15 protein-coding genes and 1 pseudogene are annotated in these 24,159 nt (G+C 64.0%); 6 read left to right on the plus strand and 10 right to left on the minus strand.

Features of this window, described 5'->3' with window-relative positions:
- Nucleotides 1-302: 302 nt before the first annotated feature.
- From B5527_RS13210 to B5527_RS13225, 4 genes are all read right to left on the minus strand, one after another.
- A complete protein-coding gene (locus B5527_RS13210; RefSeq protein ID WP_079601684.1) occupies nt 303-1,283 on the minus strand; it encodes a hypothetical protein in 981 nt (326 codons plus the stop codon).
- Nucleotides 1,284-1,458: 175 nt separating this feature from the next.
- Nucleotides 1,459-2,472, minus strand: a complete 1,014-nt coding sequence (locus B5527_RS13215; RefSeq protein ID WP_079601685.1) for an amino acid ABC transporter substrate-binding protein — start codon at nt 2,470-2,472, stop codon at nt 1,459-1,461.
- Nucleotides 2,473-2,486: 14 nt separating this feature from the next.
- A complete protein-coding gene (locus tag B5527_RS13220; protein ID WP_079601686.1) occupies nt 2,487-3,836 on the minus strand; it encodes an aspartate aminotransferase family protein in 1,350 nt (449 codons plus the stop codon).
- A 5-nt stretch (nt 3,837-3,841) separates the two neighbouring features.
- Nucleotides 3,842-4,717 carry a MurR/RpiR family transcriptional regulator gene (locus tag B5527_RS13225; RefSeq protein WP_079601687.1) on the minus strand — a complete coding sequence of 292 codons (876 nt, stop codon included), beginning with the start codon at nt 4,715-4,717 and terminating at the stop codon, nt 3,842-3,844.
- 101 nt (nt 4,718-4,818) lie between these two features.
- Between B5527_RS13225 and B5527_RS13230 the strand changes: the two are divergent.
- The 4 genes and pseudogenes from B5527_RS13230 to B5527_RS13245 all read left to right on the plus strand — a co-directional run bounded on the left by B5527_RS13230 (nt 4,819) and on the right by B5527_RS13245 (nt 11,943).
- A pseudogene (locus tag B5527_RS13230) lies at nt 4,819-6,005 on the plus strand (amino acid ABC transporter permease).
- A gap of 3 nt (nt 6,006-6,008) precedes the next feature.
- Nucleotides 6,009-7,130: an amino acid ABC transporter permease gene (locus tag B5527_RS13235; protein WP_079601688.1), complete on the plus strand. Its 1,122-nt coding sequence runs from the start codon at nt 6,009-6,011 to the stop codon at nt 7,128-7,130.
- A gap of 386 nt (nt 7,131-7,516) precedes the next feature.
- Nucleotides 7,517-8,989, plus strand: coding sequence for a sensor histidine kinase (locus B5527_RS13240; RefSeq protein WP_079601689.1), 1,473 nt, complete (start codon nt 7,517-7,519; stop codon nt 8,987-8,989).
- Nucleotides 8,986-11,943, plus strand: coding sequence for a bifunctional [glutamine synthetase] adenylyltransferase/[glutamine synthetase]-adenylyl-L-tyrosine phosphorylase (locus B5527_RS13245; protein WP_079601690.1), 2,958 nt, complete (start codon nt 8,986-8,988; stop codon nt 11,941-11,943). Before B5527_RS13240 ends, B5527_RS13245 begins: the two co-directional genes overlap by 4 nt.
- Before the next feature lie 157 nt (nt 11,944-12,100).
- On the opposite strand, the gene B5527_RS13250 is transcribed toward B5527_RS13245, so the two are convergent.
- A complete protein-coding gene (locus B5527_RS13250; protein WP_079601691.1) occupies nt 12,101-14,413 on the minus strand; it encodes an FdhF/YdeP family oxidoreductase in 2,313 nt (770 codons plus the stop codon).
- Between the two features lie 1,019 nt (nt 14,414-15,432).
- Here B5527_RS13250 and B5527_RS13255 point away from each other — a divergent pair.
- A complete protein-coding gene (locus B5527_RS13255) occupies nt 15,433-17,025 on the plus strand; it encodes a gamma-glutamyltransferase family protein (RefSeq protein ID WP_079601692.1) in 1,593 nt (530 codons plus the stop codon).
- A gap of 11 nt (nt 17,026-17,036) precedes the next feature.
- Here B5527_RS13255 and B5527_RS13260 read toward each other — a convergent pair whose 3' ends face one another.
- Genes B5527_RS13260 through B5527_RS13280 form a run of 5 tightly spaced genes read right to left on the minus strand, consistent with a single transcriptional unit; the run spans nt 17,037 to nt 23,008 of the window.
- Nucleotides 17,037-17,261 carry a formate dehydrogenase subunit delta gene (locus B5527_RS13260; RefSeq protein ID WP_079601693.1) on the minus strand — a complete coding sequence of 75 codons (225 nt, stop codon included), beginning with the start codon at nt 17,259-17,261 and terminating at the stop codon, nt 17,037-17,039.
- A complete protein-coding gene (gene fdhD / locus B5527_RS13265; protein WP_079601694.1) occupies nt 17,251-18,081 on the minus strand; it encodes a formate dehydrogenase accessory sulfurtransferase FdhD in 831 nt (276 codons plus the stop codon). Before fdhD ends, B5527_RS13260 begins: the two co-directional genes overlap by 11 nt.
- Before the next feature lie 4 nt (nt 18,082-18,085).
- Nucleotides 18,086-20,965: a formate dehydrogenase subunit alpha gene (gene fdhF, locus B5527_RS13270; RefSeq protein ID WP_079601695.1), complete on the minus strand. Its 2,880-nt coding sequence runs from the start codon at nt 20,963-20,965 to the stop codon at nt 18,086-18,088.
- Nucleotides 20,966-20,978: 13 nt separating this feature from the next.
- The gene (locus tag B5527_RS13275) at nt 20,979-22,535 is read right to left on the minus strand and encodes a formate dehydrogenase beta subunit (protein ID WP_079601696.1); all 1,557 of its coding nucleotides are present in this window, start codon (nt 22,533-22,535) and stop codon (nt 20,979-20,981) included.
- Nucleotides 22,532-23,008, minus strand: a complete 477-nt coding sequence (locus B5527_RS13280; RefSeq protein WP_079601697.1) for a formate dehydrogenase subunit gamma — start codon at nt 23,006-23,008, stop codon at nt 22,532-22,534. The genes B5527_RS13275 and B5527_RS13280 overlap by 4 nt, the downstream gene beginning before the upstream one ends.
- Nucleotides 23,009-23,251: 243 nt before the next feature.
- On the opposite strand from B5527_RS13280, the gene B5527_RS13285 reads away from it, so the two are divergent.
- Nucleotides 23,252-24,145, plus strand: a complete 894-nt coding sequence (locus B5527_RS13285) for a LysR family transcriptional regulator (protein ID WP_079601698.1) — start codon at nt 23,252-23,254, stop codon at nt 24,143-24,145.
- The last annotated feature ends 14 nt before the right edge of the window (nt 24,146-24,159 follow it).

The raw sequence follows: 24,159 nt of genomic DNA on the forward strand, positions 1-24,159 counted from the left end.
ATTTTTGTCGTTTCAATCCGGCGTAAGTGATCGAGCCTGAACGGCGGTGACCGGAAACACTGGGTTTTAAAGGATAACTTGAAGGTGACGAACGATGACGAACGCACAAACCCCCCATTTTATGGATACATGATCCGTGACGGCATTCGCTGAAGCCCGGTAAAAGCAGGGGCTCGCAGATCATGGCTGCATTTACCCTCACATTTTTCCACCAATCACCGGCATAGCCTGCAGCCACCCCTTCAAGTCATCCCGGAGGATGATGCTCCGCGTCCCGTGCTTTCCGGGGCATGCGGGCCACGCTAATTGCTGAGGATGACGCGATGCTGCCGCCGTGCCGGATGGTCGGCGCCGACCAGTGAGTTTGCGTCAGTTGCGATCACGGCCTCCGGCAAGGGCACCGGCTCGAGGCCGGCAAAACGCCTGTATAGCGCGCCCATGATCGATCCGTAAGCGGCGGCGACAATCATCAGGAGCGACGCCGGCGCGAGCGGCACCATTGGCGAGAGCAGATAAGCGCAAAGTGCGGCCATCAGGCCACCGATCGCCGCGTACGCCAATGCGCGATGACGGCGGAGCGCCCGCGCAATGTGATGCATGCAGAGCACGAAGATCGCCGACGGCAAGATGCTCGCAACCAGGAAGGTCAGAAACAGCTGCGCCGGGAGCGCCGCGGCGATGACGGGATTGGAACCGGAACTCATATAGTTCACGAAGCCGGGCAACAGCGAGGCCAGGGAGATGGACAGAATCGTCGTCAACACTGCCGGCATCATGGCGGCAATCACAATCGCTGCCACTGAAGTGCGAACGCGTGTCGGGCCCTCGAATGCCAGCGACATGGCAAGGCCCTCGTCCGATAATGGCGGAAAGCGCCTCGCCGGAGCAAGGCCCGCAAATTGGCCATAGAGAAAGCCGGCGATCATTCCCGCAATAATCGGCAGCAGACCGATGGTCAGCAGAATGCCGACGCCGGGCGAGAATAGGCTGTTGCGGATTGCGATCGCATAGCCGGCCGCGGCCATGGCGCCGCCCATCAGTGTATAGGCAATCCGGCTGGAGATAGCGCATTGCCGCAACATCCGGTGACCGACAAACAGCAAGGCACCGTCAGCCGCGAGACGCGTCATGTACAGCATCAGGACCTGGTCGGGGGTCGGAAGGTCGTTTGGCTGGTCGGCCTGGGCCGCGAGCAATGTCATGGCCGTCAGCAGGGCATGCACCATCGCAAGCGGGATCAGCGCAACCAGTAATGCGCGGGCGGAATTATTTACGACATACATGCGTGAGCCCCTAAATGGCTACACGCTACACGCGGGATGTTACCAACGGCTCAGGACAATGCATCAAATTGTAAAGGCGTTGGTCACGCCATATCTGCATCAGCCAATGTCCGAGTTCGGTGGCAAGGCGGAAAGCATATGCTCACAGTGAGTTCTTCGAGGTGTTCCTGGCCGCTCACTTGAAGGGGATGGCGTACATCAAGCCGCCCTTGCTCCAGGTCGCGTTCAGGCCACGCTCGAGCTTCAACGGGCTCGCCTGGCCCACATTGCGCTCGAAGATCTCCGCGTAGTTACCGCTCGCCTTTATGGCCTGCACCATCCACTTGTTGTCGAGACCAAGGCGCGATCCCAGGTCTCCAGAGCTGCCGAGCAGACGCTGGATGGCCGGCACATTGCTGGATTTTGCCATTTCGTCCACATTGGCTGAGGTTACGCCGAGTTCCTCTGCCTCGACCAGGCCATAGTGAAGCCACGCAATAATGTCGGTCCATACCTCGTCACCATTGCGCGTGAACGGTCCGAGCGGCTCCTTGCTGATTGTCTGCGGCAGGACGACGTAATCGGCAGCGTTCGGCGCAGCGGTCGCAACCGCGCCGGCCAGCGCCGAGGCGTCTTGAGTCATCGCGTCGCAACGACCGCCGAAGAAGGCCTGGTACATGGTATCGACGCGATCGAATACCAGCGGCTTCCACTCGATGCCGTTGGCCCGACCGTAGTCTCCGAGCGTCACCTCATGGGTCGTTCCTTGTGCAACGCAGACGGTGGCGCCATTCAATCCCTTGATATCCTTCACGCCGCTATCTCGCCGGACCACAAAGCCCTGGCCGTCATAGAAATTGACCGGTCCCTGTCGCAGGCCGAGGGTCACCCCTCGCAGATAGGTTTGCGTAGAATTTCGGTAGAGCACGTCGATCTCACCCGACTGCAAGGCGGTGAACCGGTTCTGGGCCGTGAGTGAGACGTAGCGCACCTTGGTGGCGTCGCCGAGAACCCCTGCCGCTAACGCGCGGCAGTAGTCGACGTCGAGTCCCCTGTAGTTGCCTTGGGAGTCTGGCGCGGAGAATCCGGCAAAGCCGGCACTGACGCCGCACACCAGCGTGCCGCGCTGCTTGACCGTGTCGAGCGTCCCGGCGGCTGCCCCCGAAATCCAGGCAGCGAGCAATCCCATAGCAATGACGATTCTCTTCATTTCTGCTGCTCCTCCTAATGACCAATGGTCTTCAATGCGCCGTCTACGGCAGAGCCGAGCCTGTCGACGATCATGTCGATGTCGTCTGATGTCGCAATGTAGGGCGGTGCGAGCATGACATGGTCGCCGCTGCGGCCATCCATCGTCCCGCCGGCTGGATAACAGGCGAGGCCACTTTCGAACGCGGCGGCCTTGATCCGCTGGTTGAGTTTGAGGCCGGGATCGAAGGGCGCGCGGCTGCCGCGGTCGGCGACCAGTTCGATGGCCTGGAACAGACCGCGCCCGCGGATATCGCCGACATGCCGGTGATTGCCGAAGCGCTCGGTCAGGCGACGCTCGAGATGGCGGCCGAGATCCGTGACCCGTTCGAGCAGTTTTTCCTCGCTGATGATCCGCTGCACCTCGAGGGCCGCCGCGCAGGCGATCGGGTGGGCGAGATAAGTATGCCCGTGCTGGAAGGATCCCGAACCCCGCCGGATCGCGTCGATGATGTCGGCGCTTGCGAGCATCGCGCCGATCGGCTGGTAGCCGCCGCCAAGGCCCTTGGCGATAGCCTGGATGTCGGGCGCAATGCCCTCCTGTTCCCATGCGTGAAGCGTGCCGGTGCGGCCCATGCCGCACATCACCTCGTCGAGGATGAGCAGGGCGCCGTGGCGGTCGCAGATCTCGCGCACCGCCCTGAAGTAGCCTTCGGGCGGTGGCACGCAGCCGGCAGTAGCTCCGACCACGGGCTCGGCAATGAAAGCGGCCACCGTGTCGGGGCCGAGGCGCCGGAACTCAGCCTCGAGTTCGGCAGCCAGCCGCGCCGTAAACCCGGCTTCGGATTCATCGTCCCGCCTTTCGTGATACGCAAATGCAGGTGTCACATGGCTGAAGGCGGCCGACAGCAGGGGCGCATATGGTTCGCGGCGCCAGGCGTTGCCGCCCGCGGCCAGCGCGCCCAGCGTATTGCCGTGGTAGCTCTGCCGGCGGGCGATGAAATGCTGGCGCTGCGGCTGGCCGCTTTCGATGAAATATTGCCGCGCCAGCTTGATGCTGGCTTCGATCGCTTCCGATCCGCCGCTGACCAGGTAGACGTAACCGAGGCCGCCGGGCTCATCGCCGACGAGCAGATCGGCCAGCGCCTCGGCCGGCTCCGACGAGAAGAAGCCGGTATGGGCATAAGCGAGTTTCGAAGCCTGTCTGGAAATAGCCTCGATCACGCGCGGATGTTGATGTCCGAGACAGGAAACGGCGGCGCCGCCGGAACCGTCGAGAATCCGGCGCCCATCCTCGGCAATGAGCCACACGCCTTCGCCACCGACCGCCAGGGGAGGCGTTTCGCGCAGGCTTCGATGCAGCACGCGGCTGTGTCTGGTGCCCATCCCATTCAACCTTTCTCGGCAACGTATTGCGACATCGCCGCGAGGCGAGCTTCGGTTTCCTTGAGGCGGCGTTTCGCGGCCGCGCCGCCGAGCGCAAATGTGACGGCGGCAAGCGACTGCGCGATCGCAATCGCACCGGTCAGGCTCGGAAAGAAACCGGGCGAGGCGGCCGCCTCGAACAGGAGCAGGTGATCGGCGCCCTCCGCCATGGGTGCGGCGATCGTGTCAGCGATCGCAATCAGCGCCGCGCGGGAACGATGCGCCGCGCGCGCCGACAGTACGCTTGCGGTCGAATAGGGCGCAAAGCCGACGACGATGACGGCGTCGCCGGCACCAAATGCCCCGAGGTCGAGATCCTCCGGACCCGACCCGCCAACCAGCTGCACCGCTTCGGGCCGGAACAGGCGAAGCTGGTAATTGAGCAGTTCCGCCACGCTGCGGCAGCTTCGAAAGCCGGCGATCCAAATCCGCTGCGCTGTACACAGGGTCTTGGCAGCCGCTGCCACGCTGCTTGAGGAAATGCGGACAAGGCCTGCCGCTTCGGCTTCGAGCTTGTCGGCGACCAGCGAGACATCGGAATTGGGGCCGTGGCGCCGTCCCTTGGTTCGGCCCGAGAACGGAGAGGGCTGCGCGGGCCGGCGCGCCTCGGTAAGGGCGGCGCGGAGTTCATCCCACCCCGAATAACCCAGCGCCTGCGCGAGCCGGGTGAAGGACGCGGGATCGGCACCCGCGACGGCGGCCAGTTCGCGCATCGAACGCGTGGTGGCGTCGTAATCGTTGGCGGCAACGAAGCGCCCGACTTCCCGCAGCCGCATCGGCAGCGAGGGCAGGGCGCTGCAGAGTTCATTGAGCGGCGAAGACTTCGGATGCGGCTGGGTCATGAAACATACGTTGCATAAATGTCGATTTTGTGCAACATATGAAACGTGCCGCCCCCGAGCGCATGGCCGAAGATCGCTGCTGACAGAAGGATCCTTGTGCTGTGACGACCGCCACGTCCGGATCCGTTCGCCGCAAGCCGTCGCGCTTCTCGCTGCGCAACGAGCGCGTCGCCGGATATTTCTGGCAGGTCGTGGTGGTGGGTCTTGCGATCGCCGTGGTGTTCTGGCTCTGGTCCAACGCGGTTCACAATCTGTCGGTGCGCCGCATCTCGACCGGCTTTGCCTTTCTGGGCCGCGAGGCCGGGATGCCGATTGCCGATGCCTGGATCTCCTACAGCCCCCAGAACACCTATCTGCGCGCATTCATCGTCGGCCTCGTCAACACGCTTCGTATTGCAATGATCGGTATCGTGCTCGCGACGGTGCTCGGAACGCTGATCGGCATCGCGCGGCTGTCGTCCAACTGGCTGCTGTCCCGCCTGGCGGCGGTCTATGTCGAAGTGTTGCGTGATATTCCACTGTTGCTCCAGCTTCTGTTCTGGTACGTGCTGATGCAGGGGCTTCCAGCAGCCCGCGCCGCATGGATGCCGATCGGCGGCGTATTTTTGTCGAACCGCGGTCTGATGCTGCCCTCGATACCGATCGAGGCGGGAAATCTCTGCGTGATCGGTACCGCCGCGCTCGGGCTGATCGCGTCGTATGCGCTGCGCCGGCGATTTGTGGCGCGGCAGCTGCTCGATGGGACGCCGCGTTCACTCTGGCCTTACGCGCTCTTTCTGATGGTCGGACTGCCGGCGCTGGTGTCGTGGGGACTGAGCATATCCTGGACCATCGCGATGCCCGAGTTGCGTGGCTTCAATTTTGTCGGCGGATTGACGTTGTCGCCGGAGTATTTCGCACTGCTGGTCGCGCTCGTCACCTATACCTCGGCCTTCATCGCCGAGATCGTGCGGAGCGGCATCCAGGCCGTTCCGAAGGGGCAGTGGGATGCCGCCATGGCGCTCGGTCTGCGCCGTGGTTTCGTCCTTCAGCACATCGTCATGCCGCAGGCACTTCGCGTCATCATACCGCCGATGACCAGCCAGTATCTGAACCTGACCAAGAATTCGTCGCTGGCCGTCGCGGTCGGTTACCAGGACATCGTGTCGATCGCCAATACGACGCTGAACCAGACCGGCCAGGCATCGAATCGATCGCGCTGATCATGGGGGTGTTCCTGACGATCAGCCTCGGCATCAGCCTGTTCATGAACTGGTACAATGCGCGCATCGCGCTGTCGGAGCGCTGATCGATGACGTCGCTGACGGGTGCGCGGCAAGATACGCTTCCCTCCGGCCGGTCGCGATCGCGCAGGACCGGAAGCGGCGGCGCGATCGGTTGGCTGCGCGCCAATCTGTTTCCCTCGATACCCTCGACCGTCATCTCCCTGCTGCTGATCTTCCTGCTCGCGAAGGCGAGCGTGAGCTTCGTGCAGTGGGGCTTCTGGAACGCGATCTGGACGGTTCCCGGCGATCAGACCGGCGCCTGCCGAGCCATCCGCGGGCTTGGCGCCTGCTGGGCCGTCATCCCCGAAAAGTATCGCTTCATCCTGTTCGGCACTTATCCCTTCGATCAGCAATGGCGCCCCGCGCTTGCGGTGCTGACCTTCATCGCACTCTTCCTCGTATCGAGCCGCCGCAGCTGGTGGCGCAAGGAGCTTGTGCTGGCGTGGGCTACGGCACTCGTCGTGATTGGCCTGCTGATGTGGGGCGGCGTCTTCGGGCTGACTTACGTGTCCCAGGATCGCTGGGGCGGGCTGCCGGTGACGCTGATCCTTGCGACATTCGGGCTGGCCTTCGGTTTTCCGCTCGGAATTGTCGTCGCGCTCGGCCGGCGTTCAAGGCTGCCCGCGATCCGGTCGCTTTGCGTGCTCTATGTCGAACTCGTCCGTGGCGTGCCGCTGGTCAGCCTGCTGTTCATGTCGAGCGTCATGTTTCCGCTGTTCTTGCCCGATGGCTTCAACATCGACAAACTGCTGCGGGCGCAGGTTGCCTTCGTGCTCTATGCCGGGGCCTATCTGGCGGAAGTCATTCGCGGCGGCTTGCAAGCGGTTCCCAGCGGTCAGCACGAAGCGGCCGACGCGCTCGGCCTGTCGTATTGGCGGAAGAACGGGCTGGTCATTCTGCCGCAGGCGATCCGGCACGTCATACCGCCATTGGTGAACACGTTCCTCGCGTTCTTCAAGGATACCAGCCTGGTCCTGATCATCGGCATCTTCGACCTGCTGACGACGGCGAAGACCGCGATCGTGGATCCCGCCTGGCAATCGTTCAGCGTCGAGGTCTACCTGTTCGTGGGCCTGATTTATTTTGTCTTCTCCTTTGCCATGTCACGCTACAGCCGGCGCCTCGAAAGCGAGGCCAAATCGGCCTGACCGCGCTTGCCGTCCGGTGCTGTGAAGCGAAATGCCCAGACCCTTTCATCGCCATCGCCCACGTGAAGATAGAGGCCACCGCCATCGGCGTGGGCTCCAGCTTTCCTGGTTTTAATTTGGCTGATGTTGAGCGGCACGTTACGGTCTCCCAGATACGTGCCGGGTCGGGCCCCGATGTTTTTGTGGTTTATCACCGTCGCCGATTATTTGGAGAGGTAGGGCCGTTCGACTACCAGTTTACGACCGGTTCTCGCCCGCGCACAGACGATGGTGAGTGATGCTAGACGACAAGTTATGCAGCTAAGCATATGGGAAATAAGATGATTTCCACCAATCGACGACAGCGGATGACAGCGGGTGATGCGCCCAAAATGGGTGCGTGATCCGTGACGGCATTCGGTAAGCTGATCCGGACCACGGCGTTTCGGTTGACGCTGGTCTATCTGTTCTTGTTTGCGCTGTTTGCCGCGTCGCTGCTGGGCTATTTTGCCTGGAACACGCGCCGGCTGATTACCGAGCAGATTACCTCGACGGTGAACGTGGAAACCGGCGAGATCAGCGACATCTTCGGGCGGCGCGGATTGCGCGGACTGGTTCTCACCATCGAGAACCGGGCGTTGCGGCCGGGTGCCAACCTCTACCTCGTGACCACGCCGACCGGGCAGGGCATCGCCGGCAATGTCGGCTCGCTGGCACCGGGTGTGATGGCCACCACCGGCTGGTCCGAAACCGCCTATCGGCGGCTGGACGAACAGGACACCGCCGATCATCGCGCGCTGGTGCGCGTCACCGAACTGAGCAGCGGCTTCCGGCTTTTGGTCGGGCGCGATCTGGAGGAACGCAGGCGGCTGTTCGGCATCATCGCGAAAGCCGCGCAATGGTCGGTGCTGGTCGTGGTCGTACTCGGCCTTGGCGGCGGCATCTTTGTCGCGCGGCGCGTGTTGCGGCGTATCGATGCCATGACCGGTACCACCCAGCGCATCATGGCCGGAGATCTGAGCGGGCGGCTGCCGGTCGGCCGCAGCGGCGACGAACTCGATCGCCTCGCGGAAAATCTCAACGCCATGCTGGAGCGGATCGAAGCCCTGATGATGGGCTTGAAGGAAGTTTCCGACAACATCGCCCACGATCTGAAGACGCCGCTGACACGATTGCGCAATCGTGCCGAAGAGGCGCTGGCGAAATCCGGCAGCGAGACCGAATACCGCGGTGCGCTGGAACGAACCATCGAGGAGTCCGATGGTCTGATCCGGACCTTCAATGCGCTGCTAATGATCGCGCGCGCCGAATCCGGACAGGCGCGCGGCAACATGGACGACTTCGACGCCGCCGAAGTTGCCAATGGCATTCACGAACTCTACGAACCGCTTGCCGAAGACGACGGCATGACCTTGCACGTCAAGACGGCGCCGGCACCGCTTCACGGCAACCGTGAATTGATCAGTCAGGCACTGGCGAATCTGGTCGAGAATGCGATCAAATACGGCAAACCCGTCGCGGCCGCGCAGCCGCTGGGTGCCGACGCGGTCGCCGGCACCGCCAGCAGAGAGATCCTGATCGAGGCGCGGCGCGATGGCGATCAGGTGCTGCTCAGCGTCACCGACCACGGGCCGGGGATTCCGCAGGCCGATCGCAAACATGCGGTGGAACGATTTGTGCGGCTCGAGGCCAGCCGCACCCAGCCGGGTTCCGGTCTTGGATTGAGCCTGGCATCGGCCGTGGCGACGCTGCACGGCGGTGAACTCAGGCTCGGCGATGCTCACCCCGGACTTAACGCGACCCTGGCGATCCCGGCGCGCGCGGGCGTCAGTGACAGGCTTGCGGCTCAAACGCCGGATGTGCCACAGAAGGTGGCATGATTCCATCCGCGAAGGGCGACGCGGACCAACATCGTCTGGCCGCGCGGTTTGTGGGCGGGCCGCATGTGTCCGCTCCCGACAAAGCAGAGCAGCGACTGACAGACTGGCTGACCGATCTTGCATCGGAGCAGGCGGCCACGATTGATCATTTGCTTGCCCGATTCCCCCTCGCCAGGACCATTCTGTTGGGGATCGCAGAAGCCTCTCCCTATCTTTTCGATCTCGTTCGCGCCGACGGCGCCCGCTTGATCCGGCTGCTTGAATGCGAACCGGAGCCGCATCTGGCCCGGTTGATTGAAAAAACCTGTCGCGAGGTGTCGAATGCATCAAGCGAAGCCGATGTGATGCAGACGCTCCGCCGCATGAAAGCGGAAGCCGCCCTGCTGATTGCGCTGTGCGACATTGGCGGCGTTTGGCCGGTGATGCGGGTGACCGCGGCGCTGACCGATGCTGCGGTCGCCTCGGTGCAGGCGGCGTTGCGCTATTTGCTGCGGCAGGAAGCCGCGCGGGGGAGGCTGTCGCCGCCGAACCCCGACCGCCCCGAGGACGACAGCGGCCTGGTGGTGCTCGCCATGGGCAAGATGGGCGCCGGCGAACTGAACTACTCCAGCGACATCGACATCATCGTTTTTTTCGATTCCACGGCGCCGACGGTTGTGCCTGACATCGAGCCGCAACCGTTTTTCGTGCGCGTCACCCAGGCGCTGTCCAAGATGCTGCAGCAACGTACCGGCGACGGCTACGTGTTCCGCGTCGATCTGCGGCTGCGGCCCGACCCGGCCTCGACGCAGGTGGCCATCTCGATCGCCTCGGCGCTGCACTATTATGAGCGGGAAGGTCGGACCTGGGAGCGCGCCGCCATGATCAAGGCGCGGCCCTGCGCCGGCGACGCCAGGGCCGGGGAGGCGCTGGTGGCGGAAATTGCGCCGTTCGTCTGGCGCAAGCATCTCGATTTCGCGGCCCTTGCCGATGTCCACGACATGAAGCGCCAGATGCAGACCTTTCGCGGTCAAAGCGAGACCGCGGTCGAGGGCCACAATGTCAAAATCGGCCGCGGCGGCATCCGCGAAATCGAATTCTTCGCCCAGACCCAGCAGTTGATTGCCGGCGGCCGGCATCCCGAATTGCGGGTGCGGCCGACGCTGGAAGCGCTGAATGTGCTGGCGTCGAGCAACTGGATCACCTTCGAGGCGCGCGACGAACTGACGGCGGCCTATGAGTTCTTGCGCCGGGTCGAACACCGGCTGCAGATGGTCGCCGACGAGCAGACCCATACTTTGCCTGACGATGTGGAGGCGGTGGAGCGCTTCGCGCGTTTCTTTGGTTATGACAGCCGCGCGGCTTTCGCCGGCGACCTGCTTGGCCATCTCAATGTCGTGCAGGGGCATTACGGCAAGCTGTTCGAGGGCGATCCGGCCGGCACTGCGCAACTGCCGCCGGCGGATTACAGCGCCGGTCCCGATGCGCCGCGCCTGCTCGAACACCTGGCCACGCTCGGCTTCGAGAACCCGATCACGGTGGCGCAGACCCTGCAGCAATGGATGGCCGGCGACTATCGCGTCTTCAGGGTGCCATCGACGCGGAGCGCGTTCGTCGAATTCGTTCCTGCGCTGATGGTCGGCCTCGCGCATGCCGAAGATCCTGACAACGCGGTGATGGCCTTCGACCGTTTTCTGCAGGCGCTGCAGCGCGGCGCAAGGTTGATTTCGCTGCTCAGCCAGAATCGCGAACTGGTCGCCCTGGTTGCGCTGATACTCGGCGCCGCGCCGCGCCTCGGCGACATGCTGGCGCAGCAGCCGCAGATCATGGACGGGTTGATCGATCCGCGCTTCTTCGGCGCGATGCCGGACCAGCGCGAACTCTCCGCGCGCCTTGCGGCGACGCTGGCGGATGCGACCTCCTATGAAGAGTTTCTCGACCGCCTGCGGCTGTTCGGCAAGGAAAGCCTTTTCCTGATCGGCACCCGAATCCTGTCCGGCACGGTTTCCGCCCAGCAAGCCAGCGTCGCCTTCGCCGACGTCGCCGAGGGCATTGTCCATACCGTGCATGGCCTGGTGACCGAACGGTTTGTGGCCCAGCATGGCCGGATCAGGGGGCAGGAGACCGCGATCCTCGCCATGGGCAGGCTCGGCAGCCGCGAGATGACCGCCTCGTCCGATCTCGATCTCATCCTGCTCTATGATTTCGATCCCGAACATCCGGACTCCGACGGCGCGCGGTCGCTGCAGGGCGCGCACTACTTCGCCCGCTTCACGCAGCGGCTGATCAGCGCGTTCACGACGCGGACGAATTACGGCGTGCTCTACGACGTCGATATGCGGCTGCGGCCTTCCGGTCGCGCCGGTCCGGTGGCGTCCCACATCACGTCCTTTGCCGAATATCAGGAGCGCGAGGCCTGGACCTGGGAACACATGGCGCTGACCCGCGCCCGGGTGATTTCGGCGTCGCCCGAATTTCGCGTCAAGATCGAACGCATCATTCGCGAGGTGCTGACACGGCCGAGGAACGCCGCCGGCGTCGCCAACGATGTGGCGGATATGCGCCGCGCGGTTGCGCTGGAGAAGGGCGAGGATGATATCTGGGACCTGAAACATGCCGCGGGCGGCATGGTCGACATCGATTTCATCGCCCAATATCTCCAGCTCGTTCACGCCGCCGACAAGCCCGATATTCTCGATGTCCGCACCTTGCAGGTACTCGACAATGCCGCGCGTCTGGGTGTGCTGCCGCAGTCGGCGGCCGAAGTCCTGCGTCCGGCGACGCGGCTTTATCACGACCTGACGCAGATCCTGCGGCTCTGTGTCAGTGAAAAATTCAAACCGGAAACCGCCGGAGAAGATCTGTTGCGGGTGATGGCGCGCGCCGGTGACGCCCCGGACTTCTCGTCGCTCGAGGCGCGGGTCAAGGAAACCCAAAGCGAGGTGCGCCGGGTGTTTCGGGCGCTGGTCGGCTAGGGCGGCCAGGGCATTTTCCAGTTCGGCGGCTTCATCCCTCGGGACGCGCGCAATTGCGCGCTCCTCAGGATGAGGTCCCTCATGGCCTGCCAAACCCTCATGGTGAGGAGCGCGGCAACGCCGCGCGTCTCGAACCACAAGGCCATGGGATGCGCCGTCAGATCGCAGAAGCCTGAATCTGGACCGGCGTCGACTTATAGGACGGCGTTCCGGATTTCGCGTCATAGTGCCCGAGAGCCACCAGCACATTGGCCTCGGGGTAATACGCAGCGACTGAACCTTCGGCAATTTTGTAGGCGACAGCCGTCAGGCCCCGCATGATGCGCCCGCCTCCGGTTGAATCGATTCGGGTATCGACGGAGACGTCGACGCGATCGCCGTGCTGCAGCCCGCGCTTTGCGAGGTCGCGTTCGTTGACGAAGATCACGTCACGGCGTCCCTTGATTCCCCGGTAGCGGTCATTCAGTCCATACAGCGTCGTATTGTACTGATCGTGGCTCCGGATCGTGGTGAGCGTCAGCGCATTGCCGCCGGGCGGGTCTTCCTCGAGGCCAGGATAGACGATGAAATTGGCTTTCTTGTTTGGCGTCAGCCATACGCGTTCGGACGCCGCGATATACAGGCGGAAACCGCCGGGACGTTTGATCCGATCGTTGAAGTCCGCGAATTCGGGAAACACGCTTTCGATGCCGTCGCGGATCTTGCCGTAGTCCGCGATCATCTCGCGCCAGCGCACCTTGGTATTGGGCAGCGTCGCCATCGCCATTTCCGCGATGATCGCCGGTTCGGATTTCAGGTGTTCCGAGGCGGGCTTGAGCCCGCCGCGCGAGGCATGCACCATCGACATCGAATCCTCGACCGTGACCGATTGCTGTCCGCCGGCCTGCATGTCGATTTCGGTGCGTCCCAGGCACGGCAGGATGAAGGACTGTTTGGCGAGCAGCAAATGCGTGCGGTTGAGCTTGGTGGCGATATGGACGGCAAGGTCGAGGCCGCGCATCGCCTCGAAGGTGACCTCCGGGTCCGACATGGCGACCGCAAGGTTGCCGCCGAGACAGACCAGCGCCTTCGAGCGCCGGTCCCTGATGGCCTCGATGGTTTCGATCGCGCCGTGGCCCTTGGTGCGCGGCGGCTCGAAGCCGAAGGTGCGGACGATGCCATCCAGCAACGCCTCATTCGGGCTTTCGGTAATCCCGACGGTCCGGTCGCCCTGGACGTTGGAGTGGCCGCGCAGCGGCGAGATGCCGGCGCCCTTGCGTCCGATGTTGCCGCGAAGCAGCAGAAGGTTGACGATTTGCTGCACGTTGCCGGTGCCGTGGCGGTGCTGGGTGATGCCCATGCCATAATTGACGATGACGCGCTTGGCCTTGGCGTAGGTGTTGCCGATATCCTGGATGTCGGAGCGCGGCAGGCCTGAGGCCTTTTCGATCGCGTCCCATGAGGTGGCATTGATGTCCGACAGCAAGGCCTCGACGCCGCTGGTGTGTGTGGCAATGAATTCGCGGTCCAACACGCCGGGGCCGCCTTCGGCCAGGCTTTTGGCGTCGAGCTCGACCACGACTTTCATGATCCCCTTGAGCACCGCGACATCGCCGCCGACCCTCACCAGATAATAAGAGGACGCGATCGGCGTGGAGGCGCGCGTCAACATTTCCACCGGGCTCTGCGGCGCCGTAAAGCGTTCCAGCCCGCGCTCGCGCAGCGGGTTGATCGCGATGATAGGAACCCCGCGTTTGGACGCTTCGCGCAATGTCGACAGCATGCGCGGATGGTTGGTGCCGGGATTGTGGCCGATGCAGAAGATGCAGTCGCTGTAGTCGAAATCCTCCAGCGTCACCGTGCCCTTGCCGACACCGATCGATTCCGGCAGGCCGACGCTGGTCGGCTCGTGACACATGTTCGAGCAATCGGGGAAATTGTTGGTGCCGTATTCCCGCACGAACAGCTGATACAGGAAGGCGGCCTCGTTCGACGCTTTGCCGGAAGTGTAGAATTCCGCCATGTTGGGATCGGGCAGGGCCCGCAGCGCGGCCCCGATTTGGGTAATCGCGTCTTGCCATGAAATCGGCAGATACCGATCGGTGGCGCGGTCGTAGACCATGGGATGGGTGAGACGTCCCTCGTTCTCGAGGTCGAAATCCTGCCAGTTCCAGAGTTCGCTGACGGTATGGGCGGCAAAGAATTCCGGGGTGGTCCGTTTCGCCGTCGCCTCCCACGACACGGCCTTGGCGCCGTTTTCGCAAAATTCGAACGACGAGGTGTGTTTGGGATCGGGCCACGCGCAACCCGGGCAATCGAACCCATGGGGTTGATTCATGGTCAAGAGCCCGTGGGTTTCGTTGACGACGGCCATTTGCCCGCGCAGCGCGTCCGCGACCGCCTTGAGCGCCCCCCAGCCGGCAGCAGCACCCCGGTAGTCTTCAATACCCTTGAGCTGCTCTTTCTTCCGCGTAAGTAAGTCCGATGGCATGCAACACCTGAAATCTCGTCGGCGAAAAGTGATGGGTTGAACAAGAGGTAGGGAGCCGACACCCGGCCGGTGATCAACAATTCGCGATGACAGGCGAGGCAATTTTCGCCGTCACGGTGGCTCCAGCGGGGATCCGGTACGCCGCGGCCTGTCGGTTTAATCGCCGGCGTCTCTGGAATAGGGGGTTCCCGCTTCCGCGGGGATGACGGTTGCGGAAGCAATTTTCAAGCATCAAGACCGTCATTGCGAGCCAACGGGTCGCGCGAACGCGCGCATATTCGGTCGTCATACGCGGGCTTGACCCGCGTATCCATCTCTTGAAAAGAATCTCGCGAAGTGGATGGATTGCCGGGTCAAGCCCGGCAATGACAGCAACCAGCGTCCGCGATGAGAGCGCTCCTTCGTCCCGTTCGCCGGCCCCTTAAACACAGCTTCGCGGCCTCGCCGCATGTGTTGCGCGAGGTGTGGCCTGCTCGTTCCGCCCTCTGCAATCAGAGGGCGCAGGGAATGCCGGATGCCCGATGCACCCGCAGCCTCGTGTGCGCTATGGGTAGTAAGTATGCACACGAGTATTCACAGCGAGTCACCGGAATCACCCGGCATTCCCCGCGCAATGGTTTACGGCTTATACCGCGCTCTCCCCGGTGATCGGCTTTCTTGCCACCGTCGCCGGCGGAGTTGCCTCCACCGACTTGACACCAGCGTCGGGGTGTCAGGACCACACGTCTTCGCCGTCCGCCTCAAGTACCCTCGTCAGGAGCGCCATCCGCGTCCACCGCATCCCGCCCCGCGCTGGTGACGTTGCGCAACGCCCCTCTGAGTGGGACAGGATGGCGGCGAATATAGAAGTGATTTGGGTCGGGCGGCAAGCGATATTTCGGAAATTCAGAATTAAGCCCTGGCGCGCCATTGGCTTGGGCCTGCACGGGGCATAAGGTTCCAGCGGCGACCTTTACGACGTTGACGATTTCCCCCACCATCTCGTCAAGCTCAGGTTAAACGAAAGCAAAGACAACGACATGCACGACCAGTTCAGCAGCGCCCAGCAGATCCGCAAACCCGCCGTGGTCTCCAAAGGCGGCATCGTCGCCGCGCAATCACGCAAGGCGGCCGAAGTCGGCGCCGAGGTGCTGGCAGCAGGCGGGGACTGCGTGGATGCGGTGGTCGCGACCACGTTCGCGCTGGGGGTGCTGGAGCCCTGGATGAGCGGCCTCGGCGGCGGTGGGGCGATGGTGCTCTACCGCGCACGTGAAAACCGCTATGAGGCAATTGATTACGGCATGCGAGCGCCCGAAAGTCTTCGCCCCCAAGACTATCCGCTAACGCAGGACGGTGCAGCCTCCGACCTCTTCCCCTGGCGGCGAGTAAAGGACGACCGCAATCTTCATGGTCCGGGCTCGATCGCCGTCCCGGGCGTGGTCGCGGGAATGGAGGAAGCACACCGCCGCCACGCCAAATTGCCGTGGGGGGAATTGCTCGGCCCGAGCGTTGATCTCGCCGGCGCAGGTCTCCTGGTGGACTGGTGGACCACGCTGATGATTTCGAGTTCGGCGGCAGACCTGCGGCGCTATCCCGCGAGCGCGGCCACTTATCTCCAGGACGGTTTCCCACCGAATGCGCAATGGGGTATCAAGTCCGGCGTGCGCCTGCCGCAGGACAGACTCCGGTCCACGCTTTCATACTTGGCGGCGGAAGGTCCTCGCGATTTCTACGAAGGCGATTTGGCGGGCAGCATTGCGGCCGATGTTCAGTCGGGGGGCGGTGCGCTTTCGGCCGAGGACCTTGCTTCCTTTCGCGCTCATGTCCGCGAGCCGCTGGTAATTCCCTATCGCGGCGGCACGGTGTACGCGACACCCGAACTCACCTGCGGCCCGACCCTGGCGCATACTTTGCGCCGGCTTCAGGAGGGGCTGCACCCCGCGCGTGGCGGGCCGGATGCATTGGCCTACACCGCCTATGCTCTCGCGCTGCAATCCGCGTACCGGGAACGCCTGCAAGATATGGGCGATGCCGACGGCAGGCGCGCGCTGGATGCCGAGCATCTGGCGCCGGCCTGCACCACGCATTTTTCGGTGGTGGACCGCGAGGGCAACATGGCGGCGGTGACGCAAACCCTGTTGTCGACTTTCGGCTCCAAGTACGTGCTGCCTCAAAGCGGGGTGACGATGAACAACGGCATCATGTGGTTCGACCCCACGCCCGGCGGGCCCAATTCGTTGGCGCCGGGCAAGCGTTGCCTGACCAATTACACCCCGGTGCTGGCGCAGGCCGGCGATGGCCGGCGGCTGGCGCTCGGCGCCTCGGGCGGACGGCGCATCCTGCCGGCGGTGACGCAAATGCTGTCCTTCGTGATGGACTATGGCATGGATCTGGACGCTGCGATCCACCAGCCACGCATCGATGCCAGCGAAGGCGCGGTGGTGATCGGCGATGTGCGTCTGCCTACGCGCGCGCGAGCGGAGTTGCGGGCACGGTTCGATTACGAAGAAGCGCGCGTGCAGACCCTGCCGATGAAGTTCGCCTGTCCGAGCGTCGTGCTGCGCGAAGGCGAGACCAACAGCGGCGCCACCGAAGTGTTCCAGCCGTGGGGCGACGCGGTGGCGGAGGTTTAGGCTGAACTTGCCTAAGGCTGCGTCCGCGCGGCCCTGAGCGCTGCGACGGCATCCCGCACCTGCGGATCAAGTCCCGAGCCGCCGGCGTCAAGGTGCGCCAGAATCGCGGTGCGCATCCGCGGATCCCAGAATTTCCGGATGTGTTCGGCGATGCCCGGCACCGCCTTGTCAGGGCGCTGGCTCTCAAAGAATTTGCCGATTTGATTGGCCATGTAGATCAGCCGGTCAGGCGACATGGACGACTCCCCGGGCCGTGCCCCCCAATGTAATTCGGCCGGGATGGGTGAAGACCTCGAACCCGTCGGCCCGCGCGATCGCTGCGAGCGTAATGCCGGCCGCATCCGCCGTCCGCACCGCCAGCGCGGTCGGCGCGGAGACGGCGACCATCACGGGCGCCCCCATCGCCGCCGTTTTCTGCACCATCTCGACCGACACCCGGCTGGTCAGCAGCACCATGCCCTCGCTTGCGCAAACGTTGTCCTGCGCCACCGCGCCGGCCAGCTTGTCGAGCGCGTTGTGGCGGCCGACATCCTCGCGCAGCGCGACGATGCCGCGCGCCGGCGTCCAGAACGCGGCGGCATGTACCGCGCGGGTTTCGATATTGATTGCTTGCAGCGGCGGGATGCCTTGCATCGCCGCCATGATTTGCTGCGGCGAGAATGATCGGCCCGGCGTCACGATCGCGGCGGGGCGAACCGCTTCAGTGATGGAGTCGATGCCGCATAATCCGCAGCCGGTGGGTCCCGCGATATGCCGGCGCCGCTCGCTCAGCCGATCCGCCTTTGATGGCGCCAGCCACATTCGCAGTTCGACGCCGTCATCGAGCGGCAGAACCTCCAGCGATTCGATATCGTCGGGTGACTGGACGATGCCTTCGCTGAGGCTGAATCCGACGGCGAAATCCCTCAGGTCCTGCGGGGTAGCCATCATCACGGCGTAGGTACCGCCGTTATAGGTCAGCGCGACGGCGGTTTCTTCCGGAATGGTGCGCGCGCCTTCGCTATGGCCGCCGTTGCGCCATACCTTTCGACCAACTGCGCGTGCCGGACCGTGCATCCCGTTATTCCGCGGCTTCCACTATTGGCGCAATGCGCCGGCTATGGCGGGCCTGCTCGTCATAGGCTTTCTGCCATTCGGACGGCCCGTTCGACGGCGATATCTGCACCGCCGTGACCTTGTATTCCGGACAATTGGTCGCCCAGTCGGAATAATCGGTCGTGATGACGTTGGCCTGGGTGTCCGGATGATGGAAGGTGGTGTAGACCACGCCCGGCGCGACCCGCTCGGTGATCAGGGCGCGCAACGTGGTTTCCCCGGCGCGGCTCGTCAGCCTTACCCAGTCGCCGTCGCGCACGCCGCGCTGCTCGGCATCGTGGGGATGGATCTCGAGCCGGTCTTCCTCATGCCAGATGATGTTGTCGGTACGCCGGGTCTGGGCGCCGACATTGTACTGGCTGAGAATGCGCCCCGTCGTCAGCAGCAGCGGGTAGCGCGGGCCGGTGCGCTCGTCGGTTGCGATATATTCGGTGACGACGAATTTGCCCTTGCCGCGCACGAAACCGTCGATATGCATCACCGGCGTGCCCAGCGGCATTTCCTCGTTGCAGGGCCACTGCACGGACCCGACTTCGTCGAGCTTGGCATAGGAAACGCCGCTGAAGGTCGGCGTCAGCGCCGCGATCTCATCCATGATGTCGGAGGGATGGGCGTAATTCATCTCATAACCCATTGCTTTGGCGAGACGGATCGTCACTTCCCAGTCGGCCAATCCGTTGCGCGGCGTCATCACCTTGCGCACCCGCTGGATGCGGCGTTCCGCGTTGGTGAAGGTGCCGTCCTTCTCAAGGAAGGTCGACCCCGGCAGGAACACGTGGGCGTAGTTCGCCGTCTCGTTCAGAAAGAGATCGTGGACGATGACACATTCCATGGCCGACAACGCTGCGACGACGTGTTTGGTGTTCGGATCGGACTGCAGGATGTCCTCACCCTGGACATAGAGACCCATGAAGCTGCCTTCAATGGCGGCATCGAACATGTTGGGAATTCGCAAGCCCGGTTCCGGGTTGAGCTTGACGTTCCACATCGCCTCGAACGACTCGCGCGCCGCATCGCCCGAGATGTGCCGGTAGCCCGGCAATTCGTGCGGAAAGGAACCCATGTCGCAGGCGCCCTGGACATTGTTCTGACCCCGCAGCGGGTTCACGCCGACCCCGTTTCGTCCGATATTGCCGGTCGCCATCGCCAGATTGGCGATCGCAATCACCGTGGTCGAGCCCTGGCTGTGCTCGGTGACGCCGAGGCCGTAATAGATCGCGCCGTTGCCGCCGGTGGCGAACAGCCGCGCCGCGGCGCGCAATTCCTTCGGATCGACGCCGGTCGCGATCGCCGTGGCTTCCGGGCTGTTCTTCGGCAGCGCGACGAAGGCCGCCCAATCCTCGAACTCGCTCCAGTCGCAGCGTTCGCGTACGAAGGCTTCATCGACCAGGCCTTCGGTAACGATCACGTGCGCCAGCGCGGTGAGCACCGCGACATTGGTGCCGGGCAGCAGCGGCAGATGGTGCTGCGCCTCGATATGGGCGGAGCGCACGATATCGGTGCGCCGGGGGTCGATCACGATGAGCTTGGCGCCGGCGCGCAGCTGCTTCTTCATGCGCGAGGCAAACACCGGGTGCGCGTCGGTCGGATTGGCGCCGATGATCAGGACGACGTCGGTATGCTCGATCGAGTCGAAGTCCTGGGTCCCGGCCGAGGTCCCGAAGGTGGTGGCGAGGCCGTAGCCGGTCGGCGAATGGCAGACGCGGGCGCAGGTGTCGACATTGTTGTTGCCGAAGCCGGCGCGGATCAGCTGCTGCACCAGATAGGTTTCTTCGTTGGTACAGCGCGACGAGGTGATGCCGCCGACGGAATCGCGGCCGTATTTGGCCTGGATCTCCTTGAACCGGGCGGCGGCGTAATCGAACGCCTCGTCCCACGACACTTCGCGCCAGGGATCGCTGATCTTTTCGCGGATCATCGGATGGAGGATGCGCTCCTTGTGGGTGGCATAGCCCCAGGCGAAGCGGCCCTTGACGCAGGAATGGCCGCGGTTGGCCTTGCCGTCCTTGTACGGCACCATGCGCACGACTTCCTCGCCGCGCATTTCCGCCTTGAAGGCGCAGCCGACTCCGCAATAAGCGCAGGTGGTCACCACGGAGTGCTCGGGCTGGCCGATTTCGATCACGGATTTTTCCGTCAGGGTCGCGGTGGGGCAGGCCTGCACGCAGGCGCCGCAGGACACGCATTCCGAGCCGAGGAAGCTCTCGCTCATCCCGGGCGAGACCCGGCTGTCGAAGCCGCGGCCGGAAATGGTCAGCGCGAAGGTGCCCTGGACTTCCTCGCAGGCCCGCACGCAGCGCGAGCAGACGATGCATTTTGAGGGGTCGTAGGTAAAATACGGATTGGATTCATCCTTCGGCATCCAGGCCGCGTTGGCCGCGCCGCCCGACCTGGCGAAGACGTGGTTTTCGCCCTCATAGCCGTAGCGCACATCGCGCAGGCCGACCGCGCCGGCCATGTCCTGCAGTTCGCAGTCGCCGTTGGCCGCGCAGGTCAGGCAGTCCAGCGGATGGTCGGAGATGTAGAGTTCCATCACGCCCTTGCGCAGCTTCTTCAGCCGCTCGGTCTGGGTGTGCACCACAAGGCCCGGCATGGCCGGCGTGGTGCAGGAAGCCGGTGTGCCGGCGCGGCCTTCGATCTCGATCAGACAGAGCCGGCAGGAGCCGAAGGCGTCGACCATGTCGGTGGCGCAGAGTTTCGGGATTTGCGTGCCGGCTTCCATCGCCGCGCGCATGATCGAAGTGCCCTCGGGCACCGTGACGCTCTGGCCGTCGATGGTCAGCGTCACCATCGTCGCGGATCTGGCGCGGGGGGTGCCGAAATCGGTTTCCTGGATCAGCGACATGGCGATCGTCCTTCTATTCCGCAGCCTGCAGGCGCACGGGTGCGGGGCCGAAATCTTCCCGGAAATGTTTCAGCGCGCTCATGACGGGGTAGGGGGTGAAGCCGCCCAGCGCGCAGAGCGAGCCGAACTTCATGGTGTTGCAGAGGTCTTCGATGACGGCGATGTTCTCCGGCACGCGCTCGCCGGCGCGGATCTTGTCGATGGTCTCGACGCCGCGGGTCGAGCCGATCCGGCACGGCGTGCACTTGCCGCAGGATTCGACGGCGCAGAATTCCATCGCAAAGCGCGCCTGCCGGGACATGTCGACGCTGTCGTCGAACACCACGATGCCGCCATGGCCGATCAGGCCGTCGCGGCCCGCGAAGGCTTCGTAGTCGAACGGGGTATCGAACAATGCGCGCGGAAAATACGCCCCGAGCGGCCCGCCGACCTGCACCGCGCGAACCGGGCGTCCCGTCAAGGTGCCGCCGCCGATGTCATCGACGAGTTCGCCGAGCGTGATGCCGAAGGCGGTTTCGAAAAGGCCGCCATACCTGATATTGCCTGCGAGCTGGATCGGCATGGTGCCGCGCGAGCGGCCCATGCCGAAATCGGCATAGGCCTTGGCGCCGCCGGCGAGAATGAAGGGGATCGCGGCGAATGACAGCACGTTGTTGATTACGGTCGGCTTGCCGAACAGGCCCTTATGCGCTGGGAGCGGTGGCTTGGCGCGGACGATGCCGCGCCGGCCTTCGAGGCTTTCCAAGAGCGAGGTTTCCTCGCCGCAGACATAGGCGCCGGCGCCGACCCGGACCTCTAAATCGAAGCTTTGGTCGGAGCCGCAGATCCGCGTGCCGAGATAGCCGCCGCGTTTTGCCGCCGATATCGCCGCGTTCATGGCCTTGACGGCGTGCGGGTATTCCGAGCGGATGTAGATGTAGCCTTTGCTGGCGCCGACCGCGACGCCCGCGATCGTCATGCCCTCGATCACCACGAAGGGATCGCCTTCCATGATCATGCGGTCGGCGAACGTGCCGCTGTCGCCTTCGTCGGCATTGCAGACGATGTATTTCCGCTCGGCGCCCGCCTGCGCCACGGTCTTCCACTTGATGCCGGTCGGAAACCCGGCGCCGCCGCGGCCGCGCAACCCGGACGCGGTGACGTCGGCAAGGATCGCCTCTGATGTCAGCGACAGCGCCCGCTCAAGCCCCTTGTAACCGTCATGAGCCCGGTAATCCGTCAGCGAGCGCGGATTGATCACACCGCAGCGCGCGAAGGTCAGCCGGGTCTGGCGCTTGAGCCATGGAATGTCTTCGGCGAGGCCAAGCCGCAGCGCATGCGGGCCGTCCGATATCATCGCCTCGAGGATCGATGCGGCGTCCGCCTCGGTCACCGGGCCGAATGCGACGCGGCCCTGCGGCGTCGCGACCTCGATCATCGGTTCCAGCCAGTACAAGCCGCGCGAGCCGGTCCTGACAATCTCGATGGAAAGGCCGCGCGCCTCGGCGGCTTGCTGCAGGGCCGCCGCCACCTCGTCGGCGCCGACCGCGATCGCGCCGGCATCCCGTGAAACGAAAAGGCGCATCGTCATCGCTGCGCCTCCGCTACCAGAGCGTCGATGCGCGCTTCATTGAGTCGCCCGACCAGGCGGCCGTCCAGCATCGCCGACGGCGCCGTCGCGCACAGGCCGAGACAGTAGATCGGCTCCAGCGTCGTCAGCGCGTCGGCGGTCGTGCTGCCGATGGTAATGCCGAGTTTTGCTTCCGCGCGCGCGGCGAGCGCATCGCCGCCGGCGGCCTGGCAGGCCTCGGCGCGGCACAGTTTCAGCACATGCCGGCCTGCGGGTTCGCGGCGGAAGTCATGGTAGAACGTGAACACGCCGTGGACCTCGGCCCGCGACAGGTTGAGCGCCAATGCGATCATGGGAATGGCCGGCTCCGGCACATAGCCGAATGCTTCCTGCAGCGCATGCAGGATCACCAGCGTCGCACCTTCAAGATGGGTGTGCTCGGCGATAATCTCGGCGCCGCGTGCAGCATCCCACGGCTCGTAAACTGGTGTCATCCGCGCTCTCTCGCCTGGCGTAAGGTGAAGCGCAGATAGAGTTGGAATCGATCCAGAAATCAATAAAGCCGTCTCATGCTGCGATCCGGAAACGCGATCAATAGGAGAATGAAATCAGACGATATGGAACGCGAATGAGCTGAGGTGAGCGAGGCGGTGCTCGGCAGACGCGAGTTTTTGCGTATTTGCCATTCGGGTATCGTGATATTCATTGTCCTGGATTGCAGTCCGCGAGGGTCCGTTTTGATCGACAAGCTTGAACTCCTGCTCGCACTGGCAAAGGAGCGTCACTTCGGACGCGCCGCTGAAGCCTGCGGCGTCACCCAGCCGACGATGTCGACCAGCCTCAAGCAGCTCGAGGAAATCCTCGGTGTCATGCTGGTGCAGCGCGGCTCGCGGTTTCAGGGTTTTACGCCCGAAGGCGAGCGGACGCTCGACTGGGCGCGGCGCATCGTCGGCGACGCCCGCGCGATGCGCCAGGAGATCAACGGACTGAAGGACAAGCTCTCCGGCGAGATCCGGATCGCGGCGATCCCCACCGTGCTCGGCATGGTGGCGGCGCTGACGACGCCGTTTCGGGCGCGCCATCCGGATGTGCGTTTTCGGGTGGTGTCCTGCACCTCGGCTGATGTGCTCGGGCTCCTGGAAAATCTCGAGGTCGATGCCGGCCTGACCTACATCGAGAACGAACCGATCGGCAAGGTTCGCACCATACCGCTCTACAACGAGAGCTATCGGCTGCTGACCGCGCCCGATGCCATGTTCGGGGACCGCGACCAGGTGACCTGGCAGGAAGTCGGCCAGGTGCCGCTGTGCCTGCTGACGCCCGACATGCAGAACCGGCGCATCATCGATCGCGCGCTGCGCTCGGTCGGCGCCGAAGCGACGCCGACGCTGACCTCGAACTCGCTGCTGGTGCTTTATACCCATGTCAAGACCGGGCGCTGGGCCAGCGTGATGCCGGCCAAGCTCGCCGAAACGCTCGGGCTGGCCGATGCCGTCCGCAGCATTCCGATCGTGGATCCCGTCGTCAACTACAGCATCGGAATGGTGATTCCGCAGCGCGATCCGATGACGCCGCTGATTGCCACGCTGGTTCAGATCGCGCGCGAGGTCGCGCCGACGCTGGCGACCTGAGCGGCGAATCTTAG

The sequence above is a fragment of the Bradyrhizobium erythrophlei genome (assembly GCF_900129425.1).
GTDB classification, from domain to species: Bacteria; Pseudomonadota; Alphaproteobacteria; order Rhizobiales; family Xanthobacteraceae; genus Bradyrhizobium; species Bradyrhizobium erythrophlei_C.

Bases quoted from the DNA above. Each gene is read 5' to 3' on its own strand.
- B5527_RS13210 (WP_079601684.1), bottom strand. From the start codon at position 1,283: ATGTATGTCGTAAATAATTCCGCCCGCGCATTACTGGTTGCGCTGATC.
- B5527_RS13215 (WP_079601685.1), bottom strand. From the start codon at position 2,472: ATGAAGAGAATCGTCATTGCTATGGGATTGCTCGCTGCCTGGATTTCG.
- B5527_RS13220 (WP_079601686.1), bottom strand. From the start codon at position 3,836: ATGGGCACCAGACACAGCCGCGTGCTGCATCGAAGCCTGCGCGAAACG.
- B5527_RS13225 (WP_079601687.1), bottom strand. From the start codon at position 4,717: ATGACCCAGCCGCATCCGAAGTCTTCGCCGCTCAATGAACTCTGCAGC.
- B5527_RS13235 (WP_079601688.1), top strand. From the start codon at position 6,009: ATGACGTCGCTGACGGGTGCGCGGCAAGATACGCTTCCCTCCGGCCGG.
- B5527_RS13245 (WP_079601690.1), top strand. From the start codon at position 8,986: ATGATTCCATCCGCGAAGGGCGACGCGGACCAACATCGTCTGGCCGCG.
- B5527_RS13250 (WP_079601691.1), bottom strand. From the start codon at position 14,413: ATGCCATCGGACTTACTTACGCGGAAGAAAGAGCAGCTCAAGGGTATT.
- B5527_RS13255 (WP_079601692.1), top strand. From the start codon at position 15,433: ATGCACGACCAGTTCAGCAGCGCCCAGCAGATCCGCAAACCCGCCGTG.
- B5527_RS13260 (WP_079601693.1), bottom strand. From the start codon at position 17,261: ATGTCGCCTGACCGGCTGATCTACATGGCCAATCAAATCGGCAAATTC.
- fdhD (WP_079601694.1), bottom strand. From the start codon at position 18,081: ATGCACGGTCCGGCACGCGCAGTTGGTCGAAAGGTATGGCGCAACGGC.
- fdhF (WP_079601695.1), bottom strand. From the start codon at position 20,965: ATGTCGCTGATCCAGGAAACCGATTTCGGCACCCCCCGCGCCAGATCC.
- B5527_RS13275 (WP_079601696.1), bottom strand. From the start codon at position 22,535: ATGACGATGCGCCTTTTCGTTTCACGGGATGCCGGCGCGATCGCGGTC.
- B5527_RS13280 (WP_079601697.1), bottom strand. From the start codon at position 23,008: ATGACACCAGTTTACGAGCCGTGGGATGCTGCACGCGGCGCCGAGATT.